General features: G+C 55.1%; 16 protein-coding genes. 4 read left to right on the top strand and 12 right to left on the bottom strand.

Annotation, left to right across the window (positions count from 1 at the left end):
• Positions 1–207: 207 nt before the first annotated feature.
• On the bottom strand, positions 208–903 hold the full coding sequence (locus GCWU000341_RS04640; RefSeq protein ID WP_009214630.1) for an amino acid ABC transporter permease: 696 nt from the start codon (positions 901–903) through the stop codon (positions 208–210).
• Positions 904–943: 40 nt separating this feature from the next.
• On the bottom strand, positions 944–1,840 hold the full coding sequence (locus GCWU000341_RS04635) for a transporter substrate-binding domain-containing protein (RefSeq protein WP_009214629.1): 897 nt from the start codon (positions 1,838–1,840) through the stop codon (positions 944–946).
• A gap of 500 nt (positions 1,841–2,340) precedes the next feature.
• Between GCWU000341_RS04635 and GCWU000341_RS04630 the strand changes: the two genes are divergently transcribed.
• Positions 2,341–2,721 (top strand): helix-turn-helix domain-containing protein, encoded by a 381-nt coding sequence (locus GCWU000341_RS04630; protein WP_009214627.1) that lies wholly within the window; start codon positions 2,341–2,343, stop codon positions 2,719–2,721.
• Positions 2,722–2,970: 249 nt separating this feature from the next.
• Entirely contained in the window at positions 2,971–4,407 is a 1,437-nt protein-coding gene (locus GCWU000341_RS12600) for a flavodoxin family protein (RefSeq protein ID WP_155812649.1), read from the top strand.
• 185 nt (positions 4,408–4,592) lie between these two features.
• On the opposite strand, the gene GCWU000341_RS04615 is transcribed toward GCWU000341_RS12600, so the two are convergent.
• The 10 genes from GCWU000341_RS04615 to GCWU000341_RS04570 form a co-directional block, all read right to left on the bottom strand.
• A complete protein-coding gene (locus tag GCWU000341_RS04615; protein WP_009214625.1) occupies positions 4,593–5,711 on the bottom strand; it encodes an NlpC/P60 family protein in 1,119 nt (372 codons plus the stop codon).
• Positions 5,668–6,126, bottom strand: coding sequence for a bactofilin family protein (locus tag GCWU000341_RS04610; RefSeq protein WP_009214624.1), 459 nt, complete (start codon positions 6,124–6,126; stop codon positions 5,668–5,670). Before GCWU000341_RS04610 ends, GCWU000341_RS04615 begins: the two co-directional genes overlap by 44 nt.
• A gap of 208 nt (positions 6,127–6,334) precedes the next feature.
• Positions 6,335–7,555: an ABC transporter permease gene (locus GCWU000341_RS04605; protein ID WP_009214623.1), complete on the bottom strand. Its 1,221-nt coding sequence runs from the start codon at positions 7,553–7,555 to the stop codon at positions 6,335–6,337.
• Positions 7,549–8,310: an ABC transporter ATP-binding protein gene (locus GCWU000341_RS04600; protein ID WP_009214622.1), complete on the bottom strand. Its 762-nt coding sequence runs from the start codon at positions 8,308–8,310 to the stop codon at positions 7,549–7,551. The genes GCWU000341_RS04605 and GCWU000341_RS04600 overlap by 7 nt, the downstream gene beginning before the upstream one ends.
• An 11-nt stretch (positions 8,311–8,321) precedes the next feature.
• Positions 8,322–9,806, bottom strand: a complete 1,485-nt coding sequence (locus GCWU000341_RS04595) for an efflux RND transporter periplasmic adaptor subunit (protein ID WP_009214621.1) — start codon at positions 9,804–9,806, stop codon at positions 8,322–8,324.
• Positions 9,807–9,938: 132 nt separating this feature from the next.
• Positions 9,939–11,345, bottom strand: coding sequence for a citrate lyase subunit alpha (gene citF / locus GCWU000341_RS04590; protein ID WP_040653445.1), 1,407 nt, complete (start codon positions 11,343–11,345; stop codon positions 9,939–9,941).
• On the bottom strand, positions 11,309–12,217 hold the full coding sequence (locus GCWU000341_RS04585) for an HpcH/HpaI aldolase/citrate lyase family protein (RefSeq protein WP_009214619.1): 909 nt from the start codon (positions 12,215–12,217) through the stop codon (positions 11,309–11,311). The genes citF and GCWU000341_RS04585 overlap by 37 nt, the downstream gene beginning before the upstream one ends.
• The gene (citD, locus tag GCWU000341_RS04580; protein WP_009214618.1) at positions 12,214–12,492 is read right to left on the bottom strand and encodes a citrate lyase acyl carrier protein; all 279 of its coding nucleotides are present in this window, start codon (positions 12,490–12,492) and stop codon (positions 12,214–12,216) included. The genes GCWU000341_RS04585 and citD overlap by 4 nt, the downstream gene beginning before the upstream one ends.
• A 125-nt stretch (positions 12,493–12,617) precedes the next feature.
• Entirely contained in the window at positions 12,618–13,295 is a 678-nt protein-coding gene (locus GCWU000341_RS04575) for a response regulator (RefSeq protein WP_155812644.1), read from the bottom strand.
• A 5-nt stretch (positions 13,296–13,300) separates the two neighbouring features.
• Positions 13,301–14,917, bottom strand: coding sequence for a sensor histidine kinase (locus tag GCWU000341_RS04570; RefSeq protein ID WP_009214616.1), 1,617 nt, complete (start codon positions 14,915–14,917; stop codon positions 13,301–13,303).
• Between the two features lie 484 nt (positions 14,918–15,401).
• Between GCWU000341_RS04570 and GCWU000341_RS04565 the strand changes: the two genes are divergently transcribed.
• Positions 15,402–16,571, top strand: a complete 1,170-nt coding sequence (locus GCWU000341_RS04565; RefSeq protein ID WP_009214614.1) for an NAD(P)-dependent malic enzyme — start codon at positions 15,402–15,404, stop codon at positions 16,569–16,571.
• A gap of 53 nt (positions 16,572–16,624) precedes the next feature.
• A complete protein-coding gene (locus GCWU000341_RS04560; protein WP_009214613.1) occupies positions 16,625–18,019 on the top strand; it encodes a 2-hydroxycarboxylate transporter family protein in 1,395 nt (464 codons plus the stop codon).
• Positions 18,020–18,133: the final 114 nt, after the last annotated feature.

Below are 18,133 nucleotides of genomic sequence, written 5' to 3'. Positions count from 1 at the left end.
TTTTCCGGGGGAGCGGTAATTTCCACGCAAAACAGTGATCTCCACGCAAAACAGCTCCTAAGGAAGATTTTTTGGTATCACGCAGGAATCTTCCTTAGGAGCATACCTTGTCGGAGCGCATTTTACAACTTTTTTATGATTCTAAAGGAAAAGAGCAGGCAGAGGAAAATCCCCAAAATCCAGGGACATTCCATGAATCCCCGGGCTTTAGACGGAAGTCTTCCGAAGGGAGGCGGAGTCCGAGCTGTAGATCCTGTCAAAATGCTTCTCCGCCGCGCTCTCCAGGCGCTCCAGCAGCAGGATAATCAGCCAGTACACCAGCATAAGAATCATATATGCCTCAAAATAATTGAAGGTCACAGAGGCCCTGAGATTTGCCGCTGCGGTGATCTCCACCACGCCGATCGTAAAGGCCATGGAGCTTCCCTTTACGATGTCCACAAGATTATTAAAAAGAGAAGGAATCGCGACCCTCGCAGCCTGCGGCAGCACGATCCGCGTCATGGTCCGCGTCTCGCTCATCCCATGCGCCAATGCCGCTTCCCTCTGCCCCTCCGGCACAGAGAGGAGAGCTCCGCGGACCACCTCCTTCATATAGGCCGCCGCATTCAGAGTGAGACCGATCGTACAGATCACGATGGCCGGGATACTCCTCAAGGGTTTTATGAAGGTCGGGATACCGAAATATAAAAGGAAGAGCTGCGGCAGCAGCGGTGTCCCCCGGAAAAAGGATACGTAGAGCGCAAAAAACTGTCTCAGTACAGGCACCTTGAAATAATCGATCACCGCGATGAACACTGCGAGGAGCAGGGACAATACAAATGAAACCGCCGTAAGCTCCAATGTAATGGGAAGAGCCCTCATAATCGCCTTCGTGCAGCTCTCCGCAAATACCCAATCCATAAGCTTCTCCGTATCTCCTCTGTATTTTCTCCCTCTTAGTTTAGTTCAGATCCTCCGCGCCCTCCGGCTTGATGCTGATATCCATATCGAACCACTTCTCCGATATCTTCTTAAGGCTCCCGTCTTCCTTCATCTCCCGAAGGGCTCCGGAGACCAGTTTGCAGAGTTTCTCCCCTCTTTCCGTTTTGGCAAAGGGAAATACATTCGTCTCCACGACATTTGTATTTCCGAGGATCCTTAGATTGTCCACCTCCTTCACCGTATTCACACAGGAGGTATAGGCCCTCGGCCAGAGATCACATCTCCCGAGCGCCACATCCTGGACGGACATCCCGCTGTAATACATGGGCTTAAGCTCAATGCCGAACTCCTTGTCGATCGCTGCAACGATCAGGTCATCGCTGGTATTGGTCTCGCAGGAGATCGTCATGCCGGACTTCAGATCCTCCATGCTCTTCAGCTTCTCATTGTCCTTTGCGCACAGCAGGGAATAAATATTATAGGCATAGGGCTCGGAGAGCTCGTACTTCTTGCTTCGCTCCGCATTATACGAAATCTGCTCACCGACAGAGTCGAGACGCCCGTCCCCGAGCATGAGCCAGAGACTGTTCCACTCCATGACCTTATAGTCAATCTGATAGCCGGTTCTCCTCCCGATCTCCTGCCAGACATCATAATCATAACCGGAGAGCTTCCCGTTTTCATCCGTCTGCACCCAGCCCGGCGTCGTGGCCTCACATCCGACGGTAATTACCCGATCCCCGCCGTCCTCCTTCGATGCGGAAACGCCTTCTGCGGACTGTTTTTCGCCGGTTTCACTCTCGGAAGCCTCCGTTCCCAAAGACTGCTTCCCTCCGGATCCCGTGCCGCAGGAAGCAGCAAAAAAGACCGCCGCTGCCATAAGAAACAATGCAGTAAAGAGCCTCTTCCCTCTCATATAAGTCCTCTCATCTGTCCTGAAATATCCGGACCGTCCGAAAGACCGATCCGATGCACTGAAAGATCGAAATCTCCCGGAAAATCCGATGCGCTTTTCTCTTCATTGTAGCCTCTTACAGCGCAGAGGACAAATCGGCTTTTCTCATAAATGCCTGCATTTATAGGGAGTTATAAATTTTACAGGATATCACCCTTCCTCATCACTTGATTCCCCATGGATGATGGATACAACGTCGCTCAGCCCCAGCTTCTGCCCGCTTCTCCATACCCCCTTTTTGATTGCAAACGGCTTTTATGGTCTCTTTCCGAGCTTCGGAGTGCTAGCTTCAGCCGGCTTTTTCATGGAAATTTTCTCCTTTCTTTCTAATTCTTAAATATATCGTAATACCGATTTATTATATCGCAATTATGGAGCTATTGTCCATAAGAATCTCCCAATAAAATACAAGATATCGTTTAACACTATCGTGATACCGCAATAGTTTCCGGGAGGCCGCCGTGAACCCTGATCTGAATTCCGAGAATTTCGACATTCTCTCCCGCATCACGGAGCTTAGAAAGCTCCGGGGGCTTAGTGTTTATAAGCTCGCGAAGCTGAGCGGAATTCCCCAGTCCACGATCGCCACCTGGTATCAGAAAAACCTCTATCCTCCCCTCGACAAGGTGGAGAGAATCTGCCGGGTGATGGGCATTTCCCTCTCCGATTTCTTCCGAGTCTCGGAGGAAGAAGGCAAAGAGGAGGAAGCGCTTCTCCTGGAGCACTGGAGAAGACTGGATGAGGAGGAGCGCTCCGCTCTTCTCCTTCTCATCCGACATCTCAAAGGCAGGGAGAGTGCGAGATCTGCCGCTGAGACCGCAATTCCGGAAAAAGAAGAGTGAAGAGACCTCGTATCTCACATCTTTCTGCGAGTATAGAACTTGATGTGGACAGACTCTGTCCATATGCTTCATAAAAGAAAAATTTCCTTCCGATCCATTTACCCTGACAGCGCAGACAGCTATAATGATCTCAAGCCAAGAGACCGGCCTCATGTTCGCAACTGCCAGCTGCGCGGGGTCGGAATCGTTTCGGATATTCAGGCCTCTTTATCATATTTTTTCGAATTATGGAGATCGGAGGGAAAGATTTTGAAGCTCCTGATTCATGACCTGCCCGGAAAGAACCGGGAAATGACGGAAAATCCGAGGGAAAAGCGGGGAGAGGATTCCCTTCCCGAAAGCTTTTATGAACTTGATCTTTCTAAGTTTGATTTTTCTAAGGCTGCTATTCCGGAAGCTGATGTCTCTGCGTTTCTGCGTGCCGCAGAGATAGGGCCGGAAACGGAGAAAGCAGGAGGAGGAGATAAAGCGGATAGAGGGCACTGGACGGTCCTTTCCGATACGGGAAGGATCCGCCCCTGCACCGGCTGCTTTTGCTGCTGGCTTAAGACGCCGGGGCGCTGCGTCATCCGGGATGGCTTTGAGCATATGGGGGCGCTCCTCTCCGAGGCGGATGAGCTCCTTATCATAAGCCGCTGCTCCTTCGGCGGCTTCAGTCCTTTCGTGAAGAATGTCATGGACCGAAGTATCGGCTATCTCCTCCCCTATTTCCGGATAATCCGGGGCGAGATGCACCACAGGATAAGACCGAAGCGCGCTCCTCTCCCGCTCCGCATCCTCTTCTATGGGGAGGATATTACGGAGGAGGAAAAGGCAGAGGCAGAGAGCTATGTGAAGTCCGTGTGCCTCAATTTAGAGGCAGAGCTCAGAGAGCTTCGCTTCTATGAATCCTCTAAAGTCCGGGCGGGGGAGAAAGCGACAGAACCCGCAGAGCATTCGGCGGAGCCAATCCTGCGGGATTTATCCGGACAAAAGTCCAGTGAAGGCTTCGTCCCTCTGAACGGAAAGCCAAGGGCGGATGATCCGGCATTTGACGGGACAAGATCCGGGAGGCTCGTCCTTTTGAACGGGAGCCTCCGCGGAAAACGCTCGAATACCCTGGCATTTCTCGAGACTATCCGGGAGAATACGGGAAAGGAGGCAGAGCTTTACTCGCTGTCTCAGTATATGGGAAAGCAGGAGAAGCTTCTGTCTCTCCTTAAGGGGGCGGATACCCTCATTCTCGGGATGCCCCTCTACGTGGACGGGATCCCCTCTGCCGTACTCCGCCTGATGGAGGCGCTGCAAGCCTCCAGGCAGGATCCAGGGCGAAGGATCTATGTCGTTTCGAATATGGGCTTTTATGAGAGCAGACAGCTCAGAAATCTTCTTCGTATGGTGCAGATCTGGTCAGAGAAATGCTCCTATACCTACCGCGGCGGGCTCGCGATCGGAGCCGGGGAGATGCTTGGAACCCTGGTCCGGAGGATTCCGCTTTGCTCCGGTCCGATGAAGCATGCGGGGAAAGCCCTCCTCCTTCTTTCAGAGAGGATACGGGAGGGGAAGGCGCTGGAAGAGGATCTTTACATTGGCCCGGCATTCTTCCCGAGGTTTTTCTATATCCTGGCGGCCCACATGAACTTCCGGGGGGAAGGGAAGAAAAACGGGCTTTCCGCGAGGGATCTGCTTGCTGCGGCAAGGATATAGCGGGTGGTTTTTTGCTTCGCAATGCTTCACTTGCTTTGCAAGCGAACCACATGCTCAGCAGGCTAAAGCCAAAAGCCAAAAAAGAAGAAGCCGCGGGCAGTAAGGACATTTCCGTCTTCACTGCCCGCGGCTTCTTTGATCCGCTGTTTCCCGCTATTCCCGAATCACATGGTCTCCCGATGATACTATTCCCCGATCATATTCTTGATGCGGACGGGATTTCGGTAGTTCCAGCTTGAGATTCGGATTCCATTTCTCGAATTGGAGGCGTGGATGACCTTTCCGTCTCCGATGTACATCGCGACATGGTCCACGTGGCCAGAGCTACCGTAGAAGAGAAGGTCACCCGGCCTTATGTTCGAGACGGAGACCTCGGAGCCCTGCCGGGACTGCTCCGCAGCGGTGCGGTTCAGATAGACGCCCCCCGCGTGCCCGAGCACATATCTCGTAAATCCCGAGCAGTCCACCCCGGTGTGGGGATCATTTGCCCCCCAGCGGTATTTCCCTCCGAGAAACTGCATCGCGTAGGCGACGATGGAGGCTCTTCTCTCTCGCGACTGCTCCGCTTTCTGCGCCGCCTGGAACTCCCGGGAGGAGACGACGCCCTCATACTGGCTGTAATTCGTCGCAGACTGGAGGAGAAGCTGCTTCTGCCGGTAAAGCTCCTCCGCGAGAAGCTCTGTCTCGGCCTGGCGCGGCGGGCGATAGCTCACAAAGGATGTGAGCTTCAGCCTCGGGCGGTCACTGAGGATAAGCTCCGAGGCGTCTTCCGAAAGCCCCTCTGCGCTGTAATACTCTGCGGCCTCCTCCGCAGCCCCGGAGGATTCTCCGGAAGATCCTGCGGCATCGGAAGCCGCGGGACTCTGTCCTTCCGCTTCTCCCTCTCCCTGCATGCCGAGCTTCTCCCGGAGCGCGCTGTCTCTTTGCTGGATATCCTGAACATTGCTCTTAAGGTCGTTCGAGATATCCTGGAGTGTCTGCATCTCCTTGTCCTGCTGTACGGTGTAGGCCTTTAAGCTCTGGTTTTCCGAGATGATTTTGTTCTGCTCCTCCCGAAGGGCGGAGATCTCGCTCTCCAGAGCCGCCTTCTGCCTCGCCACCGGCTTTAAGAGGGCGGCGGAGATCAGTCCGTAGCCCGTGAGGCCGATGAGAAAGAGGAAGAGCGCCGCGCAGGTCCTCAGAAAGAGGCGGGGGAGACGGATCTGAACCGGCTTCTTTTCTATGTTTGAGAGAAGCAGAAGGGTGAATCCGTTTCCCTTCTTACTTTGCTTCTGCGACCCTCTGCTGTAGCTTGCTTTCCCCATTCTTCATCAGCTCCTTCTGCCCTGCGGTCGGCTGCTGGTTCTCCGCTCCCTTCAGGAGCGCGGCCATGGTGCACTTTCCCGCAAAGGACGCGCCCTCCGCGATGACGAGGGACTTCGTCGTGATATCCCCGATGATCTTTCCGCTTTCTGTGATCTCCAGGCGGTCCTTTACATAGACATTGCCGTGAACGGTCCCGGCGATCAGCATGTTCTCGCTTCGGACATCGCCCTCCACGTAGCCTCCCTCTCCGATGATGAGGTAGCCGTCCGAAATCGCTTCTCCCTTAATCCTGCCGTCGATCCTGGTCGTATCCTTTGTGTGCAGGGTTCCCTCCACATTGGTATGCTCCCCGATGATCGTGTCGATCTTGTCGTTCCAGGACGCAGTTTCTGCCTTTCGGCTGTTGTTGAACATATCAGCTCCTTTGCAATCTGGGTAAAGAGCCTTCCGATAGACTCCCGGCTCTCTGGGAGGGATTCTAACAGGAATCTTTATTTTTTTCAAGAATTCTCTGACTTTCCCGCGAAAAAATCGAAGAAAGTGAAGAAACCGCAAAAAAATCCCTCAAAAAGAGCGGCATAGACTGCCGCTCTGAAGCTTCTTCGCTCTTTTTCGAAATTTTTTATTCGTAGCGGAGCGCGACGATCGGGTCCTCGTTTGCCGCGCGGTTTGCGGGATAGAGCCCGAAGAATACACCGACCACGGCGGAGAATGCCACCGCGATAACGATGATGATCGGCTTTATCACCACCTGCAGGTTGAAGATCGCACCTCCCAGAGAGACCAGGCCGACGGCGAGCAGGACGCCGATCAGGCCTCCCAATGCGGACAGGAGCGCTGATTCCGTAAGGAACTGTATGAGGATGTCCCTCGTGCTCGCGCCGAGCGCCTTTCGGATTCCGATCTCCCTCGTCCTCTCCGTGACAGAGACCAGCATGATGTTCATGATGCCGATGCCTCCGACCAGGAGGGAGATCGCCGCGATGCCGCCGACTGCGGCGGAGATTCCGCCCATGACGCTGTCCACCTGCCCCATCTGCGTCTTCAGGGAAACAATCTGCCAGTCCTCGGGATTTCGATTCTTCGTCCGGCTGAAATAGCCCTTGATCTCTGTATTGAGCTGGTCCATCTCCGACTTATTCATCCCGAGCCGCCCGAAATAGCGGAGCGACGGGAGCTCGTCTCCTTCGTGCGCAAGGATCGTCCAGGGGATGATGACCTCCCCGATGCTGTCATTCGTCTGCGTGAGCACCTTCTGGATCGCACTCTCATCCTTATGGTAGACGCCGATCACCTGGAAGGTGCGGTTCTCTCCGCCGACTTCGGCGCGGAAGGTCTTTCCCACCGCGTTTTCCGTCCCGAAGAAAAGACGCGCTGTGCTGTCCTTGAGCATTGCCACATTCCGGGTCTCCTGGACGTCCTTTTTATTCAGGTATCGCCCGGAGAGCATGTTCACCGGCTGCACAGTTTCGTAGTTATAGTCCACTCCAGAGAAGTCTGCCTTCTGCTTCTTTCTCCCGATCTTCACATCCACTCTGGACTGCGAGCCGGCATCGATATAGGCAAGCCGGTCCCCGAAAATCTGCTTCAGCTTGTCGATATCATCCAGACTGAAGGAGTCGCTGCTTCTGACTTCATCCACCGTATAGCTCAGCATGATAAAGGCCTGCGTCTCTCCGACATTCTTATAGATGTCGGAGAAGACCTTCCGCATGGTGTCCCCCAGGGAGACGATGGAGATCACAGAGCCGATGCCGATGATGATGCCGAGCATCGTGAGAATGGAGCGAAGCTTATTGGCGCGGAGAGAATTGATCGCCATCTTCATGTTTTCAATCAGCACCGGTCTACTCCCTTCTGATGATACATCCCCTCAAAGATACTCAAGTCCCGCACCGGAGTGGGATTCGGATTATCCCGGTCCGAGATGAGGCGCCCGTCGGAAAAGCGAAGCATCCTGTCCGTATAGGCTGCGATATTTTCCTCATGCGTGACGACGACGACCGTCGCCCCGGCCTTGTGGAGGGCGGAGAACATCTCCATGATTTCCACAGAGCTTGCGGTGTCCAGATTGCCGGTGGGCTCATCCGCGAGGATCAGGGGGGGCTCATTGGTGAGCGCCCGCGCGATCGCGACTCTCTGCCTCTGCCCTCCGGACATCTCATTGGGCTGGTGGTGGATTCTCCCGCCAAGTCCCACCTTTTCGAGGAGCATCTCGGCCCTCTCCGCCCTCTCCTTGGGAGAGTTTTTATGGGCGTAGATCATGGGAATCTCTACATTTTTCAGAGCACTCATCCTGCTGATCAGGTTGAAGCTCTGGAAAACGAAGCCGATCTTTTGGTTCCGCACCTTGTTCAGCTCATCCGACGGCATGGAAGCGACGTCCACGCCGTCCAGGTAGTAGTTTCCGAGCGTCGGGCGGTCCAGGCAGCCGAGGATATTCATGAGGGTCGACTTTCCGGAGCCGGACTGTCCCATGATGGCGACGAACTCCCCGCGGAAGATCTTTAGATTGATCTTATAGAGTCCCAGCACCTTGATCAATCCGGTGTCGTAGATTTTCACCAGGTCCTTTAATTCAATCAATACATCCTTCATGCGTCGCGCCTCTATTCTGCAGCGCTCTCGCTGCCAGTTCCTGCCGCCGCGCCGGAGGAGCCTCCCGCACCGGAGGAGGCGGAGCTTTCCGCATTGGAAGCGGCGGATGCCGCAGCTCCTCCGGAGGAGGGGAGATCCGTGACGGAGGCCTCGCGGACCGGCATTCCATCTGTGATGTTGCTGTCCGGTGTCGTGATGTAGTGGCTTCCCTCCGCGAAATACGGGTCATCCGCATTTTTCGGGCTGACCGCAACGGAGATATCGCTCTCGACTCCGGTATTGACCGGACTGAAATGGACAATCCCGTCCTTCACGAAAGCGATCGCGCTGCCTCCGTCATCCTGGGAGATGAGAGCGGAGATCGGAACGACATAGCTGTCCTTCGCCTCCTCCAAAAGGATATCGGCCTTCGCGGTGATGCCGGAGATCAGTCCCGAGGCGGCGCCGTCGATCCGGATCTTCGTGGGGATCACTCTCTCCGTGCCGCCCTCCGACTTGAGCTCTCCCGAGGGGGAGATGGATACGACCTCTCCCTCCGCCGTCTTGTCCCCCATGATATCCGCGCGGATCGTCGCCTTCTGTCCGACACTGATCTTTCCGATCGTGTACTCGGAGACTCCGATCTCAAGCTCCAGCGTGTCCAGATTCTCTATCGTAAAGAGGGAGCGCTTCTGATTCTCCTGGCTGTCCGCAAACTGTCCGACCTTGGTATTGACTCTCGTCACGGTGCCGGAAATCGGGGAGGTCAATGTGGTATCATTGATCTTGTCCTTCGCCTTCTCCAGCTCCTTCTCCGCATTCTGGATCTGAATGTCGTAGGAATCCCCTACGCTGACCTTTCCTCCCTTTACGGTAAAGGCCTGCATCGCCGCGGAGGCGTCCTTCAGGGCGGACTGCGCCTGCTCGAAATCAGCCTGGGAGATATCTCCTCCCTGGTAGAGCTCGGCCTTTCTGTTGTAATCCGCCTGCGCGCTCTGGAGAGCCTGCGCCGCCTTGGCATAGGAGGACTGCGCGTTCTTCAGCGCCTCCTCCCGGTTCGCCTTCGCAAGCTCCACCTGATTCTCCGCGAGGGCGAGAGCCTGCTCCACATCATGGGGATTCAGCTTCGCGAGGGCCTGGCCCTTCTCGACCTTATCTCCCTCCTTGACATAGAGCTCCGTGACCTGCGCGTGCAGTCCGGAGGTCACATCGGCGGAGTCCGTCCCGGAGACCGGTCCGGAGAGGGTCAGGACATTCCGCACATCCCCCTTTTTCAGTTCATCCGTGACGACAGGGAAGCCTCCCTTATTCGCCCCTCCGAGGATTCTCATCACAAAGAAAACCAGTGCCAGGATAATGAGGGGGATCAGGATCCACCTCTTCTTGAAGCGTCTTTTCTTCTTCGGAAGCTCTTTCGAGGAATCCATCAGCTTCTGGATCTCGCCGTCCAGCTTCTCCTCTTTTCCCTTCGACTCGCTCTTATTCTCTGCCACCTGCTTCTCCTTTCCTGCAAGCATCCCGGCAGACTCCCCGCCATGATGCTGAAAACGCGGATTATTTTTTCGTGAAGTAATCATAACAGATATTTGTGTTCATCATATGAATTTATTCCGGATGTTTTTTAAAATTTTATTACGGCCCGAAAGCGATTATTCCACGGCGTAAATCACGTCCTGGACCTTGCTGTCCCGGCCCAGAACCCGGGCCACCACCTGATCAGACCGGCGGACATAGGGCCTTGCAGCCCCGTTGATGGCCACCGCCTTGCGCCGAAGTTCATGAATATCCGAAAGAGGCAGATCTGCCTGCTCCAGGGCAATCTTCAGGTCGGGTCGGGAGGGATTCACGGCGATTCCGTATTGAGTGACCAGCATATCTATAGAAGAACCGGGTGTGGATACCGTCAGTACCTTGTCTACGACGATGGACATTCTGGTGCGGCTTAAGGGGGCAGCAATGATCGTGAGCTTCGCCTCCGCCGCCACATCCGTGTGGCCGCCGGAGCCGCCGATGATACAACCATTGGAATCCGTGTGTACATTGACATTGAAATCCGTGTCGATCTGCGCAGCGCCCAGCACTACCGCGTCCAGGCTGGAAGCGGCAGTGCTTTTGGCATCGGGACTCGCGTACTGAGCGGCGCTGATCTCCCTATGACCGGGGTTCTCCCGGATGGACCGCACTGCGCGAAGATCAAAGCACTGAACATCCTGAATAGCCTGGAAACAGCCGCTTTCCAGCATGTCCACCATGCAGTCGGTAATCCCTCCCAAGGCATAGCTGCCATGAATCTTCCGGCAAAGCATGATGCGTTTAACATAGTCGGCCACCGCCAAAGAGGCACCGCCGGCGCCGGTCTGAAAGGAGAAGCCGTCCCGCAGCAGGCCGGAGGCGTCGATGGCCTGAGCGCTCAAATCGGCAATTCTCAGGGCAATGGGATCTCTGGGCATACGGGTCGTTCCGGATACAATTCCTCCAGGGTCGCCGATGGCATCCACCCGCACCACATAATCCACGTAGTCCTCGGTAATGGAGGCATCCGTCAACGGATAGGGGACCAAATTATCCGTAATGAGCACTACCTTCTGCGCCTTTACGGCGTCGGCAAAGGCATAACCCAGAGAGCCGCAGGCGGAGGGCCCGTATTTCCCGGAGCAATTGCCCATAGGATCAGCGGTGGGCGCAGCAATAAAAGCTACATCAATGCGGCTTCGGCCGCTTAAGATATCAGCGGGACGGGTGCCGTGAGAACGAAAAAGCACGGGCCTTGCCAGTGCCCTCCGGCTGATGGCAGAGCCCAGCGCGGAGGACATGTAGTCCGTTTCCAGCCCGGTGACCACACCGCTTTGAATATGGCCGATCAAAGGCTCGTGGCAGTCGAAGAGGGCGCTGGCATTTACCGTCAGATCGCGAAGGCCCATTCGGGCTGCCTCCTGCAGTACCATGTTCAGCACGTAGTCACCGTTTCGCAGGTGATGATGGAAGGAAATCGTCATGCCGTCCCGAAGGCCGGACAGCTCTATGGCCCGGCGCAGCGTATCACAGAGTTTACGCAAAATAATTCACCCCCCTCAATTTCCGATGCGGCTTCCAGCACCAGCCGGGCCCGCTGTACGATTGGTGCATCGATCATTTTCCCCCGCAGGGCAATGACACCCTTGCCCAAACGTTTGGCTCTGTCGACAGCGGTGAACACGTCCCGGGCGTAAGCAATCTCCTCCTCCGAGGGAGAAAAAATCCGGTTGACGGCGGAGACATGAGCGGGACTGATGCAGGCCTTTCCGGAAAAGCCCAGCCCCTTGGCAAAGGTGGCATCCTTTTCCAGCCCCTCCAGATCCTGCACATCGGTAAAGGGCGTATCATAGGCCTCAATCCCGGCGGCGCGGGCGGCACAGACCACCCGGCCCCGGGCATAAAGGATCTCGGAGCCCTCCTTGCTGCGCTTACAGCGCAGGTCTGCTGTAAGATCCTCAGCCCCCAAAAAAAGCCCCATCATACGCGGGCTGGCCCCGGCCGCCGCAAAGGCGTTTTCCACGCCCAGCGCGGTCTCAAGCAGAGCCAGAATCTTTGTATGTCCCGTCTCTATCCCCATTGCCGTCTCCAGCTCTGTCAGCTTTTCATCCAGACGGCGGATATCGGCATCGCCGCTGACCTTGGGCGGCATAATGAGCTCGGGCGTCAGAGGCAGAATCGCCCGCAGGTCCTCTTCCCAGTAAGGTGTATCCAGTCCGTTGATTCGAACAATGCGCTCGCATTTCCCGAAATCCAGTGCGCCCAGAGCGTTTTTCAGCAGCTCCCGGGCGGCATCCTTTTCGTCTGGAGATACCGCGTCCTCCAAGTCAAAAATTATGCTGTCGGCTCCCAGAAGACCTCCATTGCCAATCATATTGGGATTATTGGACGGCAAAAAAAGCATCGAGCGTCTCATGATGTATGTTCCTCCCCGCAGGCACGCCGCACGGCGGTGCTAAGACGGGCACGGATGGTACAGTCCAGTGCGCCGTGGTCTACTGCCTCGACCCGTACATTTTCCACGCCAAGCTCCCGCAGGACCTGGCGGATAGTCTCCCTGATGGAATCCCCATAATAGGCCTCCACGGTGGAGGTCAGGCTGATCCTGGTGCCTCCCGCCCCGGGCAGTACCGTCACCATAATGTCACTCGACTCCAATGTGCCGGCAACAGCTCCATGTTTTAATTCCATAAAGAATCTCCTTCAAATCATTTTTGGATAAGGATATGTATAATAGTAAATTTCTCACAATAAACATTAAAGATGGGAGGCCGCTGTTTCTTTGGCAAATGAAACGCTTTCAAAAGCAAAAAAATCTACCGGAGCCGATAGAGCACCCGGGGGCGGCCTCCCGTCTCGTAGTCTATGGAGCTGACGGCCTGGTCGACTTCGATCAGATAATTGAGATAGCGCCGGACCGTAACCTTGGACAGACCGGAGACCCGGGATAAGCTCTCGCAGGTGTGTTTCTGCCTGGGATGTTCCTTAAGATAGCGGAAGATATAGTCCAGAGTTTTCTGATTCAGCCCCTTTCGAAGCTCCTTAGACTCCTTGTCATGAGAAAAGGAAGTGTGCATCAACTGATCCACGACGGTCTGATTCGCCGTCTGACAGGTCTTGAGCAGGTTCATCTTGAGCAGATACTTCTCAATGGCTTCCTGAAAACGCTGAAATGAAAAGGGCTTAATGAGATAATCTACGATCCCCAGACGCAGTGCCTCCTCCACGGTTTCCATTTCTATGGCGGCCGTGACCATGATGACGGAAAGGCGAATGTGCTCCGTCCGGATCTGATACAGAAGCTCCAAGCCGCTAAGCCCCGGCATATATACATCCAAAATCAATAGGTCCGCGGAATTGCCGCGGACATAGTCCAGAGCTGCCTTTCCGCTGCCAAACACCGCATCTACCTGAAAATCCTCCAACCGCTGCAGGTATTGACAGTTAATCTGCGCCACCATGGGATCGTCCTCGACGATGATCGTATGAATCACAGCGCTCACTCCTTCGTCCGTTTTTTGCTGAAAATCAATGTCACGCTTGTGCCTTCGCCGGGTTCGGAATCTATGTCAATGCTTCCCTCCCGACTCTGTACAATGTTGTAAACCAGGAACATCCCTACGCCGCGGCCCTGACTGGCCTTAGTGCTGAAGCCGAAATCACCGATTCGATCCAGCTGCCGGGCCTGGATGCCAATACCGGTATCCGAGATCTGAAGCAGGAGGTCTTCGGCATTCTCCGTGATCTGCATATCCACATTTCGAAGGGTACCCTCCGTCTGAGCATTTACCGCCTCGATCGCGTTTTCCAGCAGGTTCCCCAGTACCGTCACAAGCTCTGCCGTGGAGAGATATCGGCTGTGTTCCGGAAGACTGCTGTTGGGAAGCAAAGTAATGCGCACATCCCTCTCCCGGGCGCTTCCCATTTTCCCCAGCAGCAGTGCCGCGACATTGGGATTTTGGATATGCTGCATGATCGGCGTGATAATCCGGGTCTGTATCTGGGACAAGTCTCCGATGTATTCCAGAGCCTCCTGGGTGTGATCCATTTGCAAAAGCCCCGAAATGACCTGGAGCTGGTTCATGAATTCGTGGCTGTTGGCCCGGAGGGTGGAGATCACGTTTCGAGTGCCGTTGAGCTGCTCGGCCCGGCGCATCGCCTCACTCTTATCCCGGAGGATAATGGTGGCTCCCGTAGTTTTCCCACCTTTGACCAGCGGGATACAATTTGCCAGCACATTGGGCCGGGAGGTAGGGACATTTTCCCGGGGCGGACCCAGCAGCGTGCCGCCATTTTCTTCCAGCAGCACGCTATCTAAAGCGGTATCTTCCATCAACTCCGTCGGTTGACCCAAAATCCGCTGAGCCGCGCTGTTCATCAGCTGAATGCGTCCCGTCCGATCTACGGAAACGATTCCCTCCTCCAGATTATTCAGGATTTCATTCTGCTTGAGATAGGTATTGGCCAACTGCTGGGGCGTGAAGCCAAGCAGCATTCGCCGCAGCACCAGGGATACGGCTCCGGAAAAAAGGATCAGCGCCAGAATCAGCAGCACGCCCATTTTCAAATAAGCGTCGATGATCTCGTTTCTCAGCACCCGCAGTTGTCCCAATGTAGTGCTTGCGGTAATAAATCCCAGAATGGCCCCGTCTGTATCCCGTACCGGCATCAAATAGCGGTGCTGCCTGCCCATGGTTCCCACAGCGTCGGAAAAATAGCTCTCCCCCTCCAGAGCGCGGAACTGGTCCCCACCGACAAAGGTCCCGCCGATCTGGACATGATTTACATGGTAGAGGCGAATAGAATGGGCATCCGCCAGTGTCAGCACATCCAAATCCCGGGTTTGATGAACCAGCTCATCCAAATAGCGCACCAGCTCTTCTGAACAGCGGCCCGCCCGGTATGCATCCAGTACCATGGGGTTGGATGCCAGAGAGTCCGCAGTGGCCCGGAGGCTTTCCTCCACCTGCTTTTGAAAATTACTCAGCGAGACATAAAGCGTAACGCTCAGCGTGGCAGCAAGTAAAACAAAGCCGGTGACAATGCAAAAACAGAGTATCTGGAAGAAGAGTGGTACACCGCTCTGCCTTTTTCGGGCATCCATTCCATCCCGCATACATCTCCCCTGTTTATTATAAGAAATTCAGCAGCGGAAAGGCTGCCGAGATCAGTTTCGGTGCCGGGAACAAAATCGCGCTGCTTCCCAGTTCCGATGTCCGTAAGATGGTCAAGGAAGCAAAAATCACAAAAGCATATGTATGAACAAGTATTGCTGAAAAAGCCTGCAGTGTCAAGTCCCATGCTCTCGTCCGTCGGCTGCTCTATCGGGCCGAAGCGCTACGATTTTGCTGTCTTAGACCTGGACTTCCTCTCATAGTGTATACTTTCCTATATTGTATTTTGCTTTCTAAAGGAAGATAAAATCTTAATTCTGTGCAGCTGACATTTTTTTACTTTCCAAACGGTTTGAATACTTTCCAAAGAATCCCTTAAACTCACAAAATGTGTATACTTAAAAATAATTCAGGCAGAAAACCCGCAAAAGGTCTTCCGCCTTGTAAGCGGAATAATTGTACACCTTGAAGAATGGAGGAAACAATATGGACTACGCAAAAGAGTCACTTCGCCTGCATGCCAAGTGGAAGGGTAAGATTGAAGTGATTTCCACCGTACCGGTGGAAACTAAGGATGATCTGTCTTTGGCCTATACGCCGGGTGTGGCACAGCCCTGCCTGGAGATCCAGAAGGACATTAAGAAAAGTTATGAGCTGACGCGCCGGCACAACCTCTGCGCTGTCATCACCGACGGCAGTGCCGTTCTGGGCCTGGGAGACATCGGTCCCGAGGCCGGCATGCCCGTTATGGAGGGAAAATGCGTGCTGTTCAAGTCCTTCGGCGGCGTGGACGCATTCCCTCTCTGCGTCAAGACCAAGGACGTGGATGAGTTCGTGGAGACGGTGTACAACATCTCCGGCTCCTTCGGCGGCATCAACCTGGAGGATATTGCCGCGCCCCGCTGCTTCGAGATCGAGCGCAAGCTGAAGGAAAAGTGTGAGATCCCCATTTTCCACGACGATCAGCACGGCACTGCCGTCATCACCCTGGCCGGTCTGATCAACGCCCTGAAGGTGGTGGGCAAGAAGAAGGAGGACGTGAAGATCGTCACCTCCGGCGCAGGCGCAGCCGCCATCGCCATCACCAGGCTGCTGCTTTCCGCGGGCTTCAAGGATATCACCATGTGCGACCGAAAGGGTGCAATCTATGCCGGCCGCGAGGGTCTGAACTGGATCAAGGAAGAGATGGCCCGGGTCACGAACCTGAGCCGCAGATCCGGTTCCCTGGCGGATATGCTGGTGGGCGCCGACGTGTTCATCGGTGTGTCCGCTCCCGGCACCGTCAGCACCGAGATGGTCCGGACCATGAATAAGGACGCCATCATCTTCGCCTGTGCCAACCCCATACCGGAGATCTTCCCCGATGATGCCAAGGCGGGCGGCGCAAGAGTGATCTCCACCGGCCGCAGCGACTTTCCCAACCAGATCAACAATGTCTTAGCCTTCCCCGGTATCTTCCGCGGCACTTTCGATGTCCGCGCCAGCGATATCAACGAGGAGATGAAGATGGCCGCCGCTGTGGCTCTGGCTGATCTGGTAGGGGACGATCTGTCCGAGGATTACATCATTCCCGCTGCCTTTGACAAGCGCGTCGGCCCCGCTGTGGCCGCCGCTGTGGCCGAGGCCGCCCGAAGGTCCGGCGTGGCCCGTATCTGATCCGTTGCCCCGCCGCCATGCGGCAATGATATGTCTTGAGCGAGGATGATATTATGTCAAATCAAGTAAATGTGCAGAAAAAAGAGGGGTACAAGCTCTATGGCATGCCTTGGTATTACTTCGCCGTTTTTTCGGTAGTCGTGCTGCTTTCCTCTATGATGGGTGTGCTTCCTGCCGGTATGGCCGGTTGCTTTGCCTTCATGATCGTTTTCGGTACCATCTTTCAGGAGATCGGCGACCGGCTTCCCATTGTCCGCTCCTATTTGGGCGGCGGCGCCATCGTCATCATCTTCGGCATGGGTTTCCTGCGCTATGAGAATTTCTTCGGCCTCTTTGACCTGCTCAGTAAGCCAAACGCAGATGGTGTGCTGTATACCGCCACGCTGATGAAGAATATCGAGTCCTTCTTCAAGCCCTCCGGTGCATTTCTGGACTTCTATATTGCGGCCCTGATCACCGGCTCCATTCTGGGCATGAACCGGAAGCTTCTGATGAAGGCTGCCGCCCGTTATTTCCCCGCCATCTTCGGCGGCATCATTGCAGCGTTCGGTCTGGCCTCTCTGGGCGGTGCTGCCTTCGGCTTCGGCGCGGTAAAGGCGCTTTTGCTGATTGCCCTTCCGATTATGGGCGGCGGCATGGGCGCCGGCGCCGTGCCTCTGTCCAAGATCTTTGAATCCACCGGTACTATGACGGCGGAAGAGGCCATTTCCATTATGAACCCCGCCGTAGCCATCGGAAATGCCACTTCGATCGTGCTGGCCAGCATCATCGTCAAGCTTATCGTCAGTAAAAAGTGGAATGGCCAGGGCGCACTGATGGTTTCCAAGGCCAATGACGCCTCGGAAATGGAGGTCGGTCCCGAAATGCAGGCCAAGCGCGATAAGATCTCCGTGGTAAACATGGGAATCGGTCTTCTGACCTCGACCTCTTTCTTTGCCTTCGGCCATATCATCTCCACCCTTTGGAGCAAGCTGGTGCCCTCTGTCAGCATCCACGCCTATGCCTGGATGATCATCGCCGTGGCCGTCTGCAAGATCTTTAATCTGCTGCCGGAGTTTATCGAGATCTCCTGCTACCAGTGGTTCCAGTTCATCATGAAGAACTTAACCGCTGCTCTTCTGGTGGGGATTGGTCTTTGCTATCTGAGCCTGGATGTGGTCATTGAGACCTTCTCCCTGAGCTATCTGCTGCTCTGCCTTTTGACCTGCCTTGGCGCTGTGATCGGTGCGGGCCTTATCGGTAAGCTGGTGGGCTTCTATCCGGTGGAATCCTGCATTACCGCCGGTCTTTGCATGGCCAATATGGGAGGCACCGGTGATGTGGCCGTGTTGTCCGCTGCCGACCGTATGGAGCTGATGCCCTTTGCGCAGATCTCCTCCCGCCTGGGCGGCGCCATTATCCTGATTATCGGAAGCCTGATGCTGTCTCTCTTGGGCGGCATGCTCTGATAGCTGTCACGGGATTTGGGGCTGTTCCCGCTATGAGAGCTTAGTCACGAGACGGAGAGGAAGCCTTGGCGGATGCCGGACTTCCCGTCGAAGCTTATCGGAATAAGAGGCGGC

The sequence above is a fragment of the Oribacterium sp. oral taxon 078 str. F0262 genome, assembly GCF_000160135.1.
Lineage (GTDB): Bacteria > Bacillota > Clostridia > Lachnospirales > Lachnospiraceae > Oribacterium.
This window is presented reverse-complemented; position numbering and strand designations above follow the sequence as displayed.